General features: G+C 51.1%; 18 protein-coding genes and 1 pseudogene. 10 read left to right on the top strand and 9 right to left on the bottom strand.

Annotation, left to right across the window (positions count from 1 at the left end; all coding sequences use genetic code 11):
• The first annotated feature begins 106 nt into the window (after positions 1–106).
• On the top strand, positions 107–1072 hold the full coding sequence (locus L6D81_RS15375) for an endonuclease (protein ID WP_236180682.1): 966 nt from the start codon (positions 107–109) through the stop codon (positions 1070–1072).
• A gap of 660 nt (positions 1073–1732) precedes the next feature.
• Here L6D81_RS15375 and L6D81_RS15370 read toward each other — a convergent pair.
• The 6 genes from L6D81_RS15370 to L6D81_RS15345 all read right to left on the bottom strand — a co-directional run bounded on the left by L6D81_RS15370 (position 1733) and on the right by L6D81_RS15345 (position 7526).
• The gene (locus L6D81_RS15370; protein WP_236180681.1) at positions 1733–2221 is read right to left on the bottom strand and encodes a 3'-5' exonuclease family protein; all 489 of its coding nucleotides are present in this window, start codon (positions 2219–2221) and stop codon (positions 1733–1735) included.
• 117 nt (positions 2222–2338) lie between these two features.
• The gene (locus L6D81_RS15365; RefSeq protein WP_236180680.1) at positions 2339–3286 is read right to left on the bottom strand and encodes an FRG domain-containing protein; all 948 of its coding nucleotides are present in this window, start codon (positions 3284–3286) and stop codon (positions 2339–2341) included.
• 73 nt (positions 3287–3359) lie between these two features.
• The gene (locus L6D81_RS15360) at positions 3360–4517 is read right to left on the bottom strand and encodes a restriction endonuclease (protein ID WP_236180801.1); all 1158 of its coding nucleotides are present in this window, start codon (positions 4515–4517) and stop codon (positions 3360–3362) included.
• 342 nt (positions 4518–4859) lie between these two features.
• Positions 4860–5756 carry a ComEC/Rec2 family competence protein gene (locus L6D81_RS15355; RefSeq protein WP_236180679.1) on the bottom strand — a complete coding sequence of 299 codons (897 nt, stop codon included), beginning with the start codon at positions 5754–5756 and terminating at the stop codon, positions 4860–4862.
• Between the two features lie 65 nt (positions 5757–5821).
• Entirely contained in the window at positions 5822–6607 is a 786-nt protein-coding gene (locus L6D81_RS15350) for a hypothetical protein (RefSeq protein WP_236180678.1), read from the bottom strand.
• 58 nt (positions 6608–6665) lie between these two features.
• Entirely contained in the window at positions 6666–7526 is an 861-nt protein-coding gene (locus L6D81_RS15345) for a helix-turn-helix transcriptional regulator (RefSeq protein ID WP_236180677.1), read from the bottom strand.
• Positions 7527–7650: 124 nt separating this feature from the next.
• Here L6D81_RS15345 and L6D81_RS15340 point away from each other — a divergent pair, with 124 nt between their 5' ends.
• Genes L6D81_RS15340 through L6D81_RS15325 form a run of 4 tightly spaced genes read left to right on the top strand, consistent with a single transcriptional unit; the run spans position 7651 to position 12204 of the window.
• Positions 7651–8826 carry a ComEC/Rec2 family competence protein gene (locus tag L6D81_RS15340; protein WP_236180676.1) on the top strand — a complete coding sequence of 392 codons (1176 nt, stop codon included), beginning with the start codon at positions 7651–7653 and terminating at the stop codon, positions 8824–8826.
• Positions 8823–11099, top strand: a complete 2277-nt coding sequence (locus tag L6D81_RS15335; RefSeq protein ID WP_236180674.1) for a Mov34/MPN/PAD-1 family protein — start codon at positions 8823–8825, stop codon at positions 11097–11099. The genes L6D81_RS15340 and L6D81_RS15335 overlap by 4 nt, the downstream gene beginning before the upstream one ends.
• A complete protein-coding gene (locus L6D81_RS15330; protein ID WP_236180672.1) occupies positions 11100–11570 on the top strand; it encodes a hypothetical protein in 471 nt (156 codons plus the stop codon).
• Positions 11571–11613: 43 nt separating this feature from the next.
• Positions 11614–12204 carry a hypothetical protein gene (locus L6D81_RS15325; RefSeq protein ID WP_236180671.1) on the top strand — a complete coding sequence of 197 codons (591 nt, stop codon included), beginning with the start codon at positions 11614–11616 and terminating at the stop codon, positions 12202–12204.
• Positions 12205–12331: 127 nt separating this feature from the next.
• On the opposite strand, the gene L6D81_RS15320 is transcribed toward L6D81_RS15325, so the two are convergent.
• Entirely contained in the window at positions 12332–13027 is a 696-nt protein-coding gene (locus tag L6D81_RS15320) for a hypothetical protein (RefSeq protein ID WP_236180669.1), read from the bottom strand.
• Between the two features lie 349 nt (positions 13028–13376).
• On the opposite strand from L6D81_RS15320, the pseudogene L6D81_RS15315 reads away from it, so the two are divergent.
• Both L6D81_RS15315 and L6D81_RS15310 read left to right on the top strand, forming a co-directional pair.
• Positions 13377–13795, top strand: a pseudogene (locus L6D81_RS15315) (hypothetical protein).
• A gap of 223 nt (positions 13796–14018) precedes the next feature.
• Positions 14019–14213 (top strand): hypothetical protein, encoded by a 195-nt coding sequence (locus tag L6D81_RS15310; protein ID WP_236180799.1) that lies wholly within the window; start codon positions 14019–14021, stop codon positions 14211–14213.
• 174 nt (positions 14214–14387) lie between these two features.
• Here the strand turns inward: L6D81_RS15310 and L6D81_RS15305 are convergent, their stop codons facing one another.
• Positions 14388–15707, bottom strand: a complete 1320-nt coding sequence (locus L6D81_RS15305) for an ABC1 kinase family protein (protein ID WP_236180667.1) — start codon at positions 15705–15707, stop codon at positions 14388–14390.
• Positions 15704–16168: a DUF3429 domain-containing protein gene (locus L6D81_RS15300; RefSeq protein ID WP_236180665.1), complete on the bottom strand. Its 465-nt coding sequence runs from the start codon at positions 16166–16168 to the stop codon at positions 15704–15706. Before L6D81_RS15300 ends, L6D81_RS15305 begins: the two co-directional genes overlap by 4 nt.
• A gap of 274 nt (positions 16169–16442) precedes the next feature.
• Between L6D81_RS15300 and L6D81_RS15295 the strand changes: the two genes are divergently transcribed.
• From L6D81_RS15295 to L6D81_RS15285, 3 genes are read left to right on the top strand one after another with little or no spacing between them, the layout of a single operon-like run.
• The gene (locus tag L6D81_RS15295) at positions 16443–16907 is read left to right on the top strand and encodes a thiol-disulfide oxidoreductase DCC family protein (RefSeq protein ID WP_236180663.1); all 465 of its coding nucleotides are present in this window, start codon (positions 16443–16445) and stop codon (positions 16905–16907) included.
• Between the two features lie 53 nt (positions 16908–16960).
• Complete coding sequence (locus L6D81_RS15290; RefSeq protein WP_236180661.1) at positions 16961–17671, top strand: SDR family NAD(P)-dependent oxidoreductase; 711 nt, start codon at positions 16961–16963, stop codon at positions 17669–17671.
• 14 nt (positions 17672–17685) lie between these two features.
• Complete coding sequence (locus L6D81_RS15285; protein ID WP_236180659.1) at positions 17686–17991, top strand: DUF6482 family protein; 306 nt, start codon at positions 17686–17688, stop codon at positions 17989–17991.
• Positions 17992–18078 lie beyond the last annotated feature (87 nt).

The following is an 18078-nucleotide window of genomic DNA, read 5'->3' as shown; positions in this document are numbered from 1 at the left end:
GTTGCGCCACACTTGGTTTTTCGCTCTATCTTGAGGGAGTTAAGCGCCCTGCCGTAAGCGATCAACGTATAATGCAGCACCTTTCAAACGTTGATGAAGTTTTCAGATGAAGAAACTGCTGTACGCCCTATCGCTACTCTTCCCACTAATCTCCCCTGCCTTTGCCAGCCCACCGGCGACATTCACCGAAGCGAAAGTCATTGCCAAACAAAAGGTCTACCTTGACCAAGCCAATAGCTCCATGGGCGAGCTGTACTGCGGCTGCAAATGGACGTGGGTTGGCAAATCTGGTGGCCGTATTGACCCGGCATCATGTGGTCTGAAGGCAAGAAAGCAAGAGACTCGGGCAGAGAGAACTGAGTGGGAACATATTGTTCCAGCCTGGACATTCGGCAACCAACGTCAATGCTGGAAAAGCGGTGGTCGAGAGAACTGCGTAGATGATGATCCGGTATTTCGAGCAATGGAGGCAGACCTGTTTAACCTCTACCCGTCCGTAGGTGAAGTGAATGGCGACCGCAGTAATTTCAACTACGGAATGGCCTCCGGAATCGCTCCGCAGTATGGGCAGTGCAAGACCCGAGTGGATTTCGATCAACGCGCTGCCGAACCTCGCGATGAGGTTAAAGGTTTGGTAGCTAGAACCACCTTCTACATGTTCGATAGGTATAAACTCAACATGTCTCGCCAGCAACAGCAGCTACTGATGGCTTGGGACAAGCAGTACCCGGTTTCGCCTTGGGAGAAAGAGCGAGATCGACGCATTGCTGCAATCATGGGGCACTCCAATCCATTCGTGACTGGCGAACGTCAATGGTCACAAGGATACAAGACGGTTGGTGATGGGGTAGTTGGTGCCCTCCCTATTAATCTTCCGAAGGCAGCGGCCAAGCCAACCCTTGCGAGTGCGAACGGAGTAGGCGCTATCATCGGCAACAGAAAGAGTCGGGTGTACCATCTCTCTGTGGGATGCCCTGGTTATGGTCAGGTGTCCGCGAAAAATCAGATCTCGTTCTCTTCGGAATCTGAAGCCCAAGCAGCGGGATACCGCAAAGCAGGCAATTGCAAATAGTTGCTGCACCTAGTAGGACGGCCTCGCACAAGCGAGGCCGGCTGCATTTTTTTACCGGCGCTATCGCGTCAATCTAAGAGAACCCAAATAGGGCTTCACTAAAAGACCTACAGGCCACGTCGCTCTGACACTGGGTTGAGGTGCATTACCGTTGGCTTTCTAAGCGGTGTTCAGACTCTCAGCAAATTAGCCACCTTTCCTCAGATAGCAGGGACAGCGGTTATACCTCCCCCCCCGACGAGAGGCCTTACAAAATGGCAGGGACATTATCCTGCACATCGCTGAAAATGCTGCCATGGAACACGAGAATAGGAGCATGGCATGAAGTGTCTAGGTCGATTGATAAGGTTCATTTGCCGAGACGAACGATCAGACCGCGAGCAAGCCAGAGATCGCGCTTTCATCACTTCTCTAAATAGTCTGCAGTCTCTTCGCGTTACTCCAGACGGCGGTATGTCGATGGATCCAGAGGAGATACGAGAGCAAGTGATTTCGAGTCGCCGGTCACTCAAGCGTTTCGTGCGATGACCATTACGGTTCATTCATTGTCAACGCAGCCGAGCCTATGGCTCGAAGGAGCGATGGCAAGACAGCGACGGCATCGTGCTCGCCAAGGCTTTACCTACAGTCATTCTCTCACGGCGTAAATCCGCCCCCTTTCTAGCTCGCTTTCAACTTGCTCAGTCGACGATAAAGGTCGGTTAAGAGGCGAGCATCCAGTAGCGCGTGATGGGGAAGTTCCGGGAGCGTCACCTTGCCGATATCATCCACTTCAAGATGCCTGAATAGCAGGATTAGGTCGGTTGGACGATTGGCAACGTTAGCTGGCCAACGATGATCGACGTAGGCCAGTTGGCAGAACAGATCCCAGTCCCAATCCGGAGCATCCGAGCAAACCTCGAGCGGGCCTTCAAGGTCGTTCAGGAAAGCAAGCAGTGAGGCTTGAGCTTCGGCCAAGGGCTGCCCATGTTCAAGAAGGTTGAGCTGAGGCAGGACGTTCTGGATCACGAAGTCGCTGCAGTCTCCCACTAGGTAGGTGTCTGTTAGTTCAACGTAGTATTCGTGGCCGGCCTCGGACACGAGTGCCAGCGAAATCAACTTTGTGTCTCGGTTGAGCTGAGTGAACTCACAGTCTAAAAATAGCTTCATCCTCTCCTCCCTGTGAGTACCTGGTTCATGCCTACCGGTGTACCTTTGATTAAACTGTCCGTTTTTGTGCATACTTGTCAAGCGCGCAGAGTATAGATAGATGAGCTATGAAAAAACCTAGTAGTTTTTTATATGGGGAACACCGAACGAGGAAAAACCAGAAAAGTCAGGGTATATAGTCGAATGTTTATATCCGAAAAGTTTTTCCAGTCGCTGTCTTATGTCGGCTTTGGCAGCGGCCTTAATCCTGAAGGTATAAAGTGCGCCCGGCCCAGGGCGTTTACCTTTGGCTGGCTCAAAAACATGAGGCCTGGCAGCGATACAACACGCTTTGCGCCCCTCCTCAATCGACCACCAACCATCGTTAAAATTTGGAGATTTGGGGAACTGAAATTTTTTATTATCCGGTTTGCTGCTGGCAGGAACACCTCCAAAAAGGAAGCCTCCATTTTGAGCTGCAATTCGTGCATCCAGACTCGAAGGCTTCCATGCGTAAACCGAGGTAGTCCACTCCTTTCTATCTAGATCATCGATAGCACCACTCTTCCATGGTCGATGATAGGAATCTTCCCAAGGCCTAAACTCTGCCTTCTCGTTAATCAATCTGTCCGTAACATCGAATGCAAAAAGCCTGGCATCAACATCTTCATTCAGAACACCGTTACTCCATTTTTGTTCAACGGCGAACCATACACCAACCCAAGCATTGAATGTGATGTCAATTAACCTCGTAGGCGCGCCATAGTGCTGCAGCATAGCGAGCTGCTTTAGCACTGATAGCCTCCCACCATGAGGGGATGAGTGGAGACCCCACCTATGTAATTCAATGAGTATTTCCCCTTCTGCTTTTTCAATATCAGCCTCTGGAAGAGTCTTTCCTCGAGTAATGTTCATTCTGCGATAAAGAGAACTATGTAGTGCCCAACTGGCGTCGACTTGTCCGCGCCAAGCGAAACTTATATCTTTTTCTACCGCCTTATCCATCACCTGATTAATTACGTGCACTAATCCGTTGAAGTCATTTATTTCTACCTCAAATGGTTTCCAAAAAGCATCTGCTGTCATAGCGCATCTCCGTTGCATTATTTTTTTGAGACTTGATTAATGGCTGCCCCCCTTCAAATTAGGGTTAGGCGCCCTACTCTTCAGCTTGGAATATCTCAATGAGCTTCTGATTGTAGTCATCAAGGTAGCTTTGAAGACCATCCCGATCGATTAGCCGCACGCCCGCCGTACTGGCCAACTCTTTCGCTGATTTCGTGTAATAGGAGTTCGTAACGACCATGGCCTCGTCACACCCATAGAAGGCTTTAGCAGAGATGGCTTGCTGCACAGCAGCATTGCCTACAGAGCCAGAGTAATTCTTAGCTTGGATAACTATGTTTTTACCAAATCGGGTAACGAAAAGGTCAGCGCCCTGATCAGCAGTCTTCTTGGTCTCTTTGACGTCGTAGCCGATGGTCTGGAAGATCTCAACCAGGAAGGTTTCAAACTGAAACCCATCCATGGCATCCACCAGGTACATGGTGATGAACTGATTCGGATTGAAATGCTCCAGCTGAGACCCTAGCCGCTCAACGAGAATGTCGAAATAGATCTCCTCACAGAGGCTCAGGGCAGTCCGAAAAATCTGTAGAGGGATAAGTGGCACACCAGATGTCGAAGCCGCTTGGGGATTGAAATGGATATTGGGGAATGCAACGTCATTCTCCCACATGTAGTAATAGAACAAAGCCAAGTCAGACCTAAACGTTGTCCCAGCCTCTTCAATCCAAGAGCGCAAGGTGTCGGCCAGGTCAGCTCGGATGTGGCGGGTAAGCTCTCTTGAGAAACCCAGGTAAACTGAGTTGAAGGCGGTTGTTTGCAGCAGCTTGTCCATGAGGGAAGGAAGCCCTTCGAGCTCGTCAAAGCCTTTGCGAATTAAAACCTCCCTGAACAGCTCCCTTTCGCTGTAGACACCATCCAAGCGTGGGCCTGGCACATCCGCGTCATCACTACTACCTGCACTCTCGCGGGTCGTGTGGATGAAGTTTGTGAAATATGGATGCTTCAGCTCCGCGTATTTTCGCAAGACATTGTTCAGTAGCTCGTTGAGCTGGGCTTGCTCTTTCTTCTTACCGAAGAAGTCCTGAATCAAGCCTTTGGATCTGTACTGAAAATCAGGGTAGAACGAAGGATCCAGCGGTGTGAGGTGTCGCAGAGTGACTTCTGATGAAGGAGAAACCTGGGAGCCCATGCACCAAGGACATGCAGTCTCGAAGGTAGTCCTGCTGCATCCGTTGCATTGGTAAATCATCGTACCGATCCCTTTCTTAAGCCATCGCGCAAGCTCGCACGTGATCCTGCAGCGAACATAGCTCAGTGCCATCAGCCCGTCCATTGAGCTTGAGCTGTGAAGACACGAAAGTCTGGCAGCACAGATGTATCCCGCGCCGGTAACGCGGCTTTAACGGGATACTGACAGGTCGCCAAGGCACGGCTAACCCACCTCCTAGAACTAATCGATACATGCAGGGGACATCCGGGCGGTTAGCCTGCGAAAATGGATGTCTTACCTCTGGATGCTTTTCAGCGGAGATCAAGGAGGCAGCGGTATTGAATAGTTACCTCCCTTGTTTCTTCCCTGTAGGGTCATCAGCTAGAGGGTGTATTCAGTCTCGACCTCTAAGGAGCCAATATATCCTGAGTAAGCTCGCTTCCCATGATCCGCGAGATAATCGCGCTCGTACTCTTCATTCGTTACATAGATATCAACCATGTTATCTACGCAATCCATCGTAATATGGCCTGCTTTGTTTTGGGTAATAACATTATAGCCGGTATAGTAGTGAAGATGCCGCGATGGAGCTTCACCGATTACAATGATCTGAGGATCAAGTTTCTCGAGCCAAGAGTCTGGGATCTTTCCGGATGCTCTACCGTGATGAGAGGCGAACACTACGGTTGTTTTTTCCAGTTCGATGTAATCTACAATGCTCTCCATGAAATCAGTCTCGAGATCACCTAACCAAAGAAAGCTTGCCCCTCCTTTTACAGAGTACCTCAATACACAGGACACGTTATTGAAGCTCTCGCCAGCATCGCATTTACGCAAAGCTTCCTTAAAGTCTGCGTTAGAGGTATCCGGCCAAAGAACATGAACCCCGGAAGATCCACGTTCGTCATCGCCTTGATTAAGCCACTTCCGCTTTGAACCTTTCTCAAGGAAAAAAGCCTTCCCGCTATCCCTCAAGGCACAATAATGAAGAAACGAATCGGTTAGATCGGGTTTTTGAGCCTTGTTTTTTACACAATAAAAATTCGCTATAGGAAATTTTTTATCTAGTTTCTCGATGCCTTTAAAATGATCCTCATCCGGATGAGTGCAGATGAAGCGTCGCATACTTTTGGTTTTAGATACCTCCTTGAGTTCGGTGATAATCTCATCAGCATTTTCAGCATTTAGATTACAATCAATCATGGTAAAATTATCACCACCATGAAGGATATAAAACATATCGCCATTACCAACAGATAAGCTTTTTATCGTAGGCATTCTGCCTCCTTGCATAATTATAATTGACTGTTGCTTCTAAAAATAAATCCGTACGAATCTATTCTTCAACCTGGGCTTGAACCGGTTCTTTTTCTTGCCCTCGGATTGGGTAGCGAACCAAGGCACTCGAACAAACGCTCTGCGTATACAAAACCCATTCGCCTTACCGCATCCTTGTCGAAATAAAATAACCAGGCCATCAAAAGTGACCCTGAAATCAAAATTGTGAGCCCTGCTGCGAGTCCTGGATCTGCCAAATGGATCGGTTCAAAATGAGGCGGCTTTACCCGAATTACTCCCGCGATCAGTCCGCCATACCCTAAACCGCAGAGACAAGATAGTATTCCTACGGCCTTCATTGCGACCATATTGCGGTGAAAGCCATAAGCGATGTTTTCTTTCAGCAGGAGATTTTTATTGCCACGCGTTAACTCCCTGAGGCGCTTAGTCGCGCCAATATAGATATCATCAGCTTTAGCAGGATCCGATTTCTCATCCTGCTCGCTAGGCATATCAATACCCAATTTTGACGATATTTGTTGGTGATATCTCTGCTTACTGACGCTATCCAGAAATTTATCGCTGTGCCGCAAAGCTAGTGTCGTAGGCATTCCGCCCCATTTCTCTAACAGCTTTTCTTCTAGCTTTTTCCCTCGACCACGAGCAACGCTCGCTAACGCGTAGATCGCACCACACCCGCCCAACAGTCCTATGACGCTGGTGAGTACCGGATGTTTAGCTCCATAAACGCAGAGTAAAGGCACAAGCAGCGGCAATGAAACCAGCAGCCCTGGTATCACTCTAGCCTTTCGTTCGTAAGGATCTTTCACCAACTCTAATATCGCAACCATGTTTAATCCATCAGTTAGATTTGCAAATATCTTTCTGAATCATTGTATTCGGTGTAAATTACTCACCTAACCATTCTTGGCACTCGTTCGGATTGAGAAGCACCAGTTGCTGTGCTTTGGGATCAGGATTTTGGTTCCTGAGACCAAGTTTCTGTAGCAGATACCAAAGCTGAGATTGCCGGGTGGTCAATGTACTCTGGCCATCCTGCATTCCGTAATCCAGTTCAATTGCACGACGCCGCCCCTCATCTAACTCAGGATGTGCTCCAATTACCACTTGAACATAGGTATGCCATAACTTGTCGAAAGGCGGCGTGGAGGGCAGTTCTTTCGGAGCCAACGAAAGGATTCTTGCGAGAACAAAATCTATGTGTTGGTTACGTCTGAAGCAATAGGCACGTACATGCCATCTATAGCCATCAAACCCTAAAGCATGGGGTGCAACAGTCCTGATGGTTGGATTCGGCCCACTCATCGATTGATAATTGATCTCGAGTGCTTCCTGACTCTGAATAGCTCGTAAAATTTTGATCAGCGCCGGCTTATCCACCAGACGAATCGGGTTAGGCACAGAATCCATTGGGGGCGCCCATCCAATGAAGCTCTCTGCCTCATCAATCACGCCCATTTCCCGCGCTAGGAGCTCATCCAGATAACGCAATCCGTCATCCGGAGCAAATCTCGGGGTGAACGCATCTGTTGCCACATAGGCTTTAACAGTCCTGTCATAGACCGCATTTCCTGGCGCTTGCTCCAGGTAGCTAGCGAAGTCTAAGGAGGCCTGCGGCGCAGAAATCCCAAAGAAATCGAGCAAATCTGCCCGATTTACCCTTCCCTCCCACAAAAGCCGGAAGTCAATGAACTCCAAGCGGCGCATCTGCCCCCACCGGCCTGCTTTTTTCTGTAGGTGGTCAGTCATCTGTTTCTGCCTAGCGTAGTGAATGATGCGATAGTAACACTACTAAAAAGTAGACTCATCTAATTTTTATGGGTACCGTATTGCCATTACGACGATCCGCGTCTTCTTTTTGGGGGTGTGCACCATGGCTGGACAAATTGCGTTTTTCCCGGTGGGTAACGGCGACATGACCATGGTGCGGCTGGCAAATGCCGACGCTACAACCATCATCATTGATGTTCGCATCCGCCTAGCGGCAGATGATCCAGAAGATGAGACGCCGGATGTCGCGGCTGAACTGAGGAAGCAATTGCTGACCGATGCTGACCAAAGGCCCTACGTGGATGCTTTCCTTCTCAGCCATCCTGACGAGGATCACTGTCTCGGAGTGCGCAAGCATTTTTGGCTTGGGCCGATTGAGGACTACCCAGACGATAAAAAGCCGCAAGCTGAAAAGCGAATCGTCATCCGTGAGATGTGGTCGTCTCCTATGATTTTTCGTAGACGTAACTCGCTCGGCCTGACGCTGTGCGATGACGCCCATGCCTTTCACGTTGAGGCTCGACGTCGCGTACTTCGTTGGAAGGAGCTTGGCTACGCGATAGCTGGGAATGGCGTTCGAGTGTTCGGCGAGGATGAAGGTGGAAAAACCGACAATATCCAACCAATCCTTGTGAAGACAGGAGAGACGTTCTCGACGATTGGCGGACACACCTACGGTGACTTCTTCAGCGCCAGGCTCCTGGCGCCTATGCCCAAGCAAGATGACGAGACCGAAAAGACTCTCTCGAAGAATCACTCGAGCGTGATTTTGAGTATCGAATTGGCTCCGTCATCATTCAGCCGAAATAAAACTCGCTTTCTGACTGGTGGAGACGCCCATACCTCCATCTGGGAGCGAATTTGGGATCGTTACAAAGATACCCCTGAAGTGCTGGAATACGATCTGCTACAGGCTCCGCACCACTGTTCGTGGCACGCTCTTTCGCACCACAGCTGGTCGACATATGGGGAAGATGCAGAGGTATCCGAGGGTGCAAGATCTGCGTTGGGTCAAGCTCGTGAGGGTGCGATCATCGTCGCCAGCAGCAAGAAGGTGCTTGACGACAAGAACGATCCACCCTGCATCCGCGCTAAGCGGGAGTACGAATCCATCCTGGATGACGTCAATGGTCTATTCCTTTGTGTAGGTGACAAAGCCAAGCCCGAGACAATCCGATTCGAGATTACATCATCAGGTTTGGTGCGAGCAGCTGTCGGAATAGCGGCAGCGAGCAGCGCAGTAGCAGCAGCTGCACCTCGGGCAGGAGCCAAGAAGTGAGTCCCAATCTCATCGAGTGGGGCAACCCAGTCGAAGATGGTGCACAGGCACTAACACTTCCCTTGTCCAAAGAGATCTATCGAGCATGCGAAAGGCATGAATATTTCCAGATTCAGGAAACACGTTCGCTATTAGACGGCGCAGGCCTGACCGAGATAATTGTGGTGAAGGCAGGAGACGGGTCTGTCGGGGCCCGCAATCCAAACGGCATATTGCGTAAGGAGTGGCTTGCCCTCACTGTGAACATGCAAGAAGACCCTCCTGTAGGGGTAAGGGCTTTAAGAAGCGAGTTCCCCGTCCTAGGCCATCAAAATTACACACGTACCGGAGAGCCTCTTTCCTTATGCTTGTACAACAGCACATGGTCTGAGATTCAGCGCTCTTGGACACCCCAAAAATTTCTCGCTCGGGTGCTTTGGTGGTTGCGTGAATCAGCCGAAAACTCGCTTCACCTGGGCGACCAGCCGTTGGAGCAATTATTTTTCAATACACCATTCCAAATCATCCTGCCCGCCAAGCACGCTGAGGAGTCTTTGAATCCTGCTCGGCGTTTAATTCTCGTTGAAGCCGAGTCAGGTAGCACTGAGGCCACCACTTACCTTGGCTACTATGTAGATGCGAATGCAGCAACGGCATGTGGAATGAAGAGTATCCCTACCCTTCGCGTTAATTTGCCGCCTGTTGAAAGCTCGCGCGTCGAGCGCTTCCCAGCGACCCTAGGAGACCTTGACCAATGGGTGGCGATTCGTGGCGGTTCTTTTTTTGACGAGCTTACCAAAGCAATCAAGCAGTTGATTTCGGTCACTGATCTCTCATCCAATGAACAGCGTCCAAAATGCGTTCTTATTTTGCTATCGGTTCCGAGACTCCGGAACGGGACAGTGGACAAGGTTGACGACCTCGCCTATTGGGTTACCAGTTCCCTGCTCCATCTGGGTGAAGCCTGCGGGTTGCTTTTTTATGATGAATACCGACGAAGCTGGAGCCCCGTTGAGCTCATAGGCCAAACGCTAGAGGAGCGATGGAAAGCTATTTCAATTTTGCCAACCCAGCTTCGATATAAGCTCGACAAGCCACTCATCCGGTCATTGTCGTGCCTGGAATCTGCAGATTCGGATTTCGAAGGAGTGATCGCTGGGGTAGGTGCTCTCGGCAGCTCCATGGTGGAAACGTGGACGAGAGAGTCTTGGGGTCAGTGGACTTTGATAGATCCTGACCAGGCTATGCCTCACAACCTGGCAAGGCACATCATTTCGGATTCTGCTATCGGATCCCCGAAAGTCAGAGCCGTTAAAAGCATTCTGGATCAAATATTCCCCGAACAACCACCGCATATGGCGATTGACGCGAGCGTTGTCGACGAAGATGTGAATGTCTCGGCGGCACTAAGCAACGCAAGCTTAGTAGTGGACGCCACGACGACGTTGCATGTACCGAGGGAATTAGGTGAGCGTGATGGAACACCTCGTACCGCAAGCGTATTCCTCACACCTTCAGGTAGAAGCTCAGTATTGCTTCTCGAAGACCGTGACAGGGGCATTCGGATATCGAGCATTGAAGCCCAATACTACCGTGCAATCCTCGAATCGCCGTGGGGAGAACTCCATCTTGACGGACACAGCAAAGGTGAATGGGTCGGGAACGGGTGCAGAGATATTTCCCTCAGGCTTTCTGTCGAACTGATTCGCTTCCACGCGTCACTCCTCAGCCGGCAGGTAAGGCTGAGCCAAGCCAAATCGGGCGCACGAGCGTGTGTATGGGATGTAAATGATGAAACCGGCGGCGTAGCAGCGCATGAAATAGCCATTTCTGAATCAAAGGAAGCACGGTCAGATGGCTGGACAGTCCGGTGGGATCAAGGATTTATTGAACAAGTTCGCAGCCTGAGAAGCCAGGCGCTACCTAATGAAACAGGTGGAATATTGCTCGGATATACTGACCATCAGTTGAAGACTATCAATATTGTCAAAGGAATGCCCGCCCCTCCAGATAGCATCTCTACACCCGCCTCCTTCATTCGAGGGTACGAGGGCCAGGAAGAAGTGCTTCTTGATACACGTCGAAGAACAGCCGGGATCGTCGATTACATCGGTGACTGGCATTCGCATCCGCCCAAGCACTCGTCACGCCCGAGCTCCGACGACATGAATCTACTAGCATCGTTAGCCTTGACCATGGCCAACGATGGTTTGCCAGTTGTCATGTTCATCATGGGCGAAACTGATTGCACAGTTACTATCGGAACGTGCTCCGACCAATTGAAGGACTATTAAGTGCTGCTTCTGATCGTAGGCTATCTTGTGCTGTTGCTGTTCATCGCGACCTACTCGATAGGCGCAATGGCGCTAGGTTGGCTTGCACAACCTTATGAGGTGCTACGGATTCCATTGATGTGTGGTGCAATTGGTTGCGTGGGGGGCTGCCTTTACTGTCTCAGGGCTGTGTACTTGAACAAATGCGTCCACAAGAGGTGGGATACGGACTGGTATGCGTGGTACTTCATTCGCCCCATTACGAGCGTGATTGCTGGTGCCGTTAGTTATCTTTTCCTCAAAGCGGGCTTGCTGGTATTGGAATCCAGCTCTAAATCTGACGCGAGTGAAATTGGTTTCTTCGCGCTAGCTTTCATCGCAGGGCTCAACGTCGATAAATTTGTCGCGAAAATTGAAGAGATAGCTAAAGCAGTGTGGGGAATAGATAAGAGCCGCGCCTCCGAGGCTCGCTCCCCGCCCGACAATAGATGAACAATGACATTTTACAGCCCAGTACATAATTTCAGGAGCAACAGTGCGCATACGCATTAAGTACCAGGATGGCGCAGGTAATATCACAGAAAGGGATATATCGGATCCCTGCAAGGAAACTGATAAAACCATTGATGCCTTTTGCCACATGCGCAGTGAGCGTAGAAGCTTCCACCTTGACCGTATAATGCATTCCGTGGCAACAAATACCGGCGAGTTGCTCAGTCCGTATCAGCTAGTCCCGCTGATGCGAGCTCCAGACTCCATTGACTCGCTCACCTGGCAAGTCAGACCAGCTATAAAGGCTTTAAAGTTTTTTAGCCTAACCACGCGAGGATTTTCCAAGAGGGAGCGTCAGCACCTGAACAAATTCGTCAAAGAATTGGTTGCCCTTCCGCAAAGCGACGAGGAAATTAGTGCCTGGGTCTACGATCTTTGGTGCGCTGATATGTACCAATACCGTGACGGGGACGACAAAGAATACAAAGGGATACTGGAATACATCCCGCCCTCGATTTTGGAGGTTTGCCGCGCATACGCTATTAGAATAGTAGGAGGGGCCGCCAACAAACCTGAAAACTCAGGATGGGTTGAAAGAATTGATGAAGAATTCGGCCCACACCCGCTGTTCTGAACCCTCGATAGCGGCGCCATGGCTGTTGACGCAAAGAAACGTCCAGCCATGGTACAGTTATGAGCGATCTTATCGCTGATCTACAGCGAGGTGACGCTAACTAGCCAACCAATTGAAACATAGCAAGTTAATTTGCTCCTAGGTAGCCGCAGACCACTGCGTACACTGCAGGTTCTTGGATATAAATAACGGCTAAACTTAGGAGTATCATCCCGAAAATCGCGGACACCACTCCCCTTACGATACCGAAGTCATTGACGCCTCGCTGAAGTTTTACCGAGCAGACGGTAAACGCAAGGTAAAATACGACGATTAAAAAGTTCGACGTCCTCGAAACAGAACTTGCGGATATCGCAGCAGTGACATTCGCTCCAAACTCCCCAAGCTCACAGCTATGCGCTAAAGCGGTCATTCTCGAGCCTAGCGCTGGCATCTCAACGATCTTCATGAAGACTAGGCAAATTGAGATATAAAAAAATGAGTTAATCGTGGAAAACAGCGACCCCTTTCCTAAAATTAAACGTGCACCTAACCAAAAGCAAGCTCCATAGAGGATCAGAAACATGCAATTCAGGACAACCATGACGGATAAAAAGTCCTTGCTTATTTCTATCCCAACCCCCTTCAGCGAGGGAAAACTTAGTAGTGACAATGCTATTGCCATTACTAGCCCGATCAAACTGGCTTGCGCACACCAGTAATTGCGAAGCTTCATATCTTTAAAGAATTCGGCCGGAGTGATGATAGATCGCTGTAGATCTTTAGCCCCAGCCACGAGCGTAGGAAAAACACTCTTGATCATTGAAAATATACCGTCAGACACGCATAACTCCTTGTTAAATTAATGAATATACTTCATCGGCGGCACTCACCGATTCCTTAGCTAAACTTCAAATTTTTTTTCATCGATCTATTTTTGAGAAAAACACTCTCAGCCCGCAGTATTTGTCATAACGTATGGAAATACACAAAGCGCTTAAAGTACGGTTATGACTTACATCCACTAGAACAGTGCGATCCTTCAGCCGCACCCAAACGTCATTGATGAGGCGCCATACCACGAACTGGGGTGCCCTCCGCTTAACCGAATCGGCGCTCATAAATTCAGGAAAGCCCTCATCGCCTAGCCGCTCTTCTACCTTGACCTCAAACGTGTCACGCATCAGCACTGCATAACAGACAGGCCGCCATCAACTTTCCACATCCTGGAAGCACCAAGGGTGGATCGCATTTCCTTTCATATTTTGATCGAGAATCCGGCGTGGCTAAGGTGTCATTGGCTGGCATTCTTTAGCCTGACACCACAGCCTATTTTGGCGAACTTGGCGTCATTGACGTGACCGATGAATTTGCGGAGCGCGGCTGTTCTGTGGAGGGCCGATCTCTGTTGATGGCCCATCACCACCGAGCCGCTGCGGACATGATCGTTAGATGGGCATTGAGTGAGTCCAGCCACTGCAGCATCGAGGTAAATGATTGGTTTTCCTCTAGAGCTGAAAGACAGCGACTGCTTGAGATTCTAGAAACAGGAAAGTCAAAGCCTTCCGAGGTTGGTAGATTGCAAAAGGTGGAAGCTTGGCTCCGTACGTAAACCTGAAGCTCGGGTAGATAAGTATTACCCATCGCTTGCTCCACAGACCAAGCACGGCGGGCGAGCAAAGACGGGGAGTGCAGCCTTCTGGCCCCCTGTCAGTCCTAGTCGTGCTCTGCCAAAACATCGGGCAAACCCGCGCCGTATGGACAGCGGTGAGATGAACTAGGATCTGTGCACCATCACAAGGAAGAGCGCCATGCCAGATAATTAGAACTACAAGATCGCCACGGCGGACGCCCTGACATCGCTGCTGCATAACCAGCACGCACTAGGTGCAGCAATAGGAGAAATAACCAAGTGGCTTTCAGAAAATGGCGTGGGAAGCGTCGCCGCTCATGCGATGTCGGCCATGGAAGCGCTGGACGCAAATGCTCAAGCCATCGCCGATTCCATTTTGAGGATTCGGCAGACTTAGGTGCTGCGCCCCCCGAACCCTGCGCACCTATGAATTGTGGGCATGTCTTGGCATCCAATTCATTTAGACAATTTGACCCATTTTTTGAGGTTCGGATGGCTTGGAAAGCTAGCCGCGACTTAGGTCGCGAACAAACGATCTAGCCGAGACGAGCATTTACCGTTCACAAAGCGCTCAAATCACGTAAGCCTCGAACAACCTTCGCACATTCACCCGCGCCTTCAGCTTCGCGGCCAACAGGTACAAACCTCCGACCTTGCGATGCAGAAACAGTACATCCACAGGTGGTGTGTGCCAGAAGTCGCGGTCGGCACCTAGTTCCCAACCAGTATCACGTAGGCGTACGGCCAGGTCAGACGTCGCAAAGTCATAGGCACCTTGCTGCCTCAGTGGCTCACAGGCCTGAGTAATGAGATCAGTGAGTACCGCTCTGTGTTTGGGGAGCGTTTCAGGCTGAAAGTAGCCGACGTCCAGCGCGGCATTGGTGATGGCGCCACGGTCTTCATGCAGGCCTGCAATCAACAAGCGGCGATAAGCCTCGGTAATGTTGCGGTCATAAACTCGCGTGGCGCCGAAGTCCAACAATACCATCCGGCTGGAGTCTTGCTGATAACGGTAGTTGGCAAAGTTAGGGTCGGTCTGCACGCATTGGAACTCGAACACCTCGCGCAGAAACAGGCCGAATAGCAACATGATGATCCGGTCGCGCTCTGCCTGGGGCGCGTGCTCTAGTGAATCCACCGCTACTCCGTCAACGAAGGACATCACCAAAATATTAGGTGTGCTGAACTGGGCATACGCACGAGGAACCAGAAAGTCAGGACTGTCCGCCAACAGTCGATCAAAGCGCTGTAAGTGCTCGGTTTCTTTCATATAGTCCGCTTCATCCTGCAACTGACGCTTGGCCTCTTGGAGCAATGGGGCGACATCCATGCCCTTAGGCAGCATCCCGGACATGCGCAACAAGGTAGCAACATTATCCACATCGCTCGAAATACTCTCGCGCACGCCAGGGTATTGCACCTTGATCGCCAGTCGTTGGCCGTCCTTTCCTTTTGCAACATGAACCTGGCCGATGGACGCTGCAGCCAATGGCGTGAAGGAAAACCGTTCGAAGCGCCCTTCCCAGCCCTTGCCCCAGTTCTCGTTGAGAACTGCCACCAACTGGCTCATGGGCATAGAGTGAGCGTCGCAACGCAGACGAGAAAGGATTTCGCTGAACTCGCGCGGCAACAAATCACCGGCATCCATCGATAACAACTGGCCAACCTTCATGGCGGCGCCACGCAGTTGCGACAGTTGCTCGACCACCCGATGCACATTACCCGAGGTCAACAGCAGATCGCTGAGCGCCGGACGTTTGCCCTGAATCCACTGCCGAGCACCTTCGGCTAGCATGCCGCCAGCGACGCCCGAGGCCAAACTGCCAAAACGCATCAACCGCGATAAGCGGCTGCCAGGCACGGGCAACGAGCCGGGCACACGAGGTTTCATGAATTAAGCGCTTCAACGATCGCGACAAGCAGCAAGCAGACGCTCGCCACGAGGGTAAGCCGTAATCGCAGCGGCAGGTACCAAGCGGGCAAGCTCATGATCGGGAACAGCTGCCTATCCTGCCGGAGGTGTGCAACAAAGCCGATGACCAATAGCAAGCAACCAATTGGCATTGGCAGTAACGTGGCAATCCAAGCGATAAGCGCCGGAATGACACTCCAGATGAACCGGTTGCGACGCTGCTCGGCGCGCATGTCTAGCACGGTCATGGCGAAGGCCCAATGTAAGGCGCCGACAAAGCTCAGGATGACGGCGCCATAGTTAACAAGCGCAATCGCAAACAACGGCCGATAGTCGAGAGAGAATGGGATCAGCAGCGCCAGAAAAATAAACGGCAACAGACCACCATAACCCAGCAGGCTGACATGCTTTGGCAGAGAGGTTGAAGTCAACGCGTTCATTTGTATTCCTTGCAGTGAGCGACACTCATGACTGTAGGCCCAAAGCCCCGCTTGGGCGAGATTGCCGGCGATCCGAAGCCGAGGTCAGCGTAATGATCCACTTTGTAGAATTAGATCATTGCCCCATTTCTTTTCGGGCAGCAGGAGACTGCATATCCGCTGAATTTGCACACTGCCTGGCGCGGGTGGTTCATTTCACAGTAAGGAATGACCGTGATTGTCAGGTCGTTTTTTTGGGCCTATCTTATACAAAACCTATACAAGACAACCACAAATGTACAACAAAGAGCCTTGGCCACTGACGCTGTACTTTGACGGGCACTGTCCGTTGTGTGCGCGTGAAATCACGATCCTTCGCCGACACGCGGCAGAGACCCGACTGCTGTTTGTTGACATAGAAAGTCCTGAATTCGACGCCAAAGCACTTGGTTTCACGTTCGAGCAAATGCAAGCGACGCTTCATGCCTGTTTTGCCAATGGTCGCTGGGTTAAGGGCCTGGACGCCACTCTATGGAGCTGGCGTGCAGCCGGCCTGGGATTTTGGGCCACGCCGCTAACTTGGCGTGCACTCAGACCGCTGCTTACACTCGGTTATCGCCAGTTTTGCCGTCTCCGTCCCCATTTGGAGTGGTTACCTCACCCTGATGGCCGCCGTCGATGTGTCGATAGCCGTTGCGCGGTGCCGGAAGCAAAACACACACGCGACGAGCTGCTCACTGTCAAAACAGAGCAGCCCTAGAACGTTTCGCTTTGGTAGCACCGATAGACCATGTCTGTCTGCGGAGAGGCTAAATGAATAGTTCCTTCAGGATGAACTCCCTTGGCGAGGGCTACCGTGCATTGGTGATAGGTGCCAGTGGAGCGCTCGGCGCGGCGTTTTGTGAGTTGCTCAACGAAGATCTAGGATGCTCGGTTGTTCGTGAGCTGGGGCGCAACAGTGCTCCAGGATTGGATCTGGAAAAGCCCGACAGTATCGCCAGGGCGGCCGCCGAACTAGCTGAAGAAGCCCCATACCAATTGATTTTACATGCTGGAGGCCTGCTTCATCGCGAAGACATCAAGCCTGAAAAAAGTTACACCTCTATTGAAGCAGATGCGCTTCAGGCGATATTCCAAGTCAACACACTCGGGCCTGCACTGATTTTACGTCACTTCTTACCATTGCTTGACGCTTGCGGCGCAATGGCAGTGCTCTCCGCCAAGGTCGGCAGTATTGGCGACAATCGTCTGGGCGGTTGGTATGCCTATCGCGCCTCCAAGGCAGCGTTGAACATGTTGATTAAAACGGCTGCGATTGAACTGGCACGAACACGCCCTCAGACACGCTTGCTGAGTCTTCATCCAGGTACATTCATTTCGGGTCTGTCCCAGCCCTTTAAAGGCGCTTCTGCCGCGAGGCCTGCAAGCCTCGCCGCCCGCGAGCTGTTATCACTGATTGACCGCTTGGCGCCCGCCGACAGCGGCAATTTCTTTGCTTATAACGGAGAACGCCTACCGTGGTAGACAGGGAGTGAACCTTGAATCTGCAAGCGTTGACCGAACGGGCCGCGAATGGCGAGGTACGAGAGCTGGAGCTGCTGTCTCTGGAAGGCGGCCTTTATCTGGCGCGAGTCGGGCTGGATCACGGCCAGTTCACGCTGTTGGACGACGAAGCGAAGCCTATGCGCCTTCGCTCTATCAATCACCTGCGTGACTTGTTGCAGTTTGTCCCGCCATTTCCCTGCGTGCTTGTGCAGCAGTGCGTCCATGACGAGATGTGCGGTTCACGTGACGAGCCCATTGGGTCGTTACGCATTCCTTTCTCGCTGACTGCGCCTTGGTGAGTAACCTTCCATTGGACTCCGTCGAATGAATAAGACTCACCGACTATGCCTGCTCTTGGGCGAACAGTTGTCTATTGACCTGGCCTC

The sequence above is a fragment of the Pseudomonas sputi genome (assembly GCF_021603585.1).
GTDB lineage: Bacteria > Pseudomonadota > Gammaproteobacteria > Pseudomonadales > Pseudomonadaceae > Aquipseudomonas > Aquipseudomonas sputi.
This window is presented reverse-complemented; position numbering and strand designations above follow the sequence as displayed.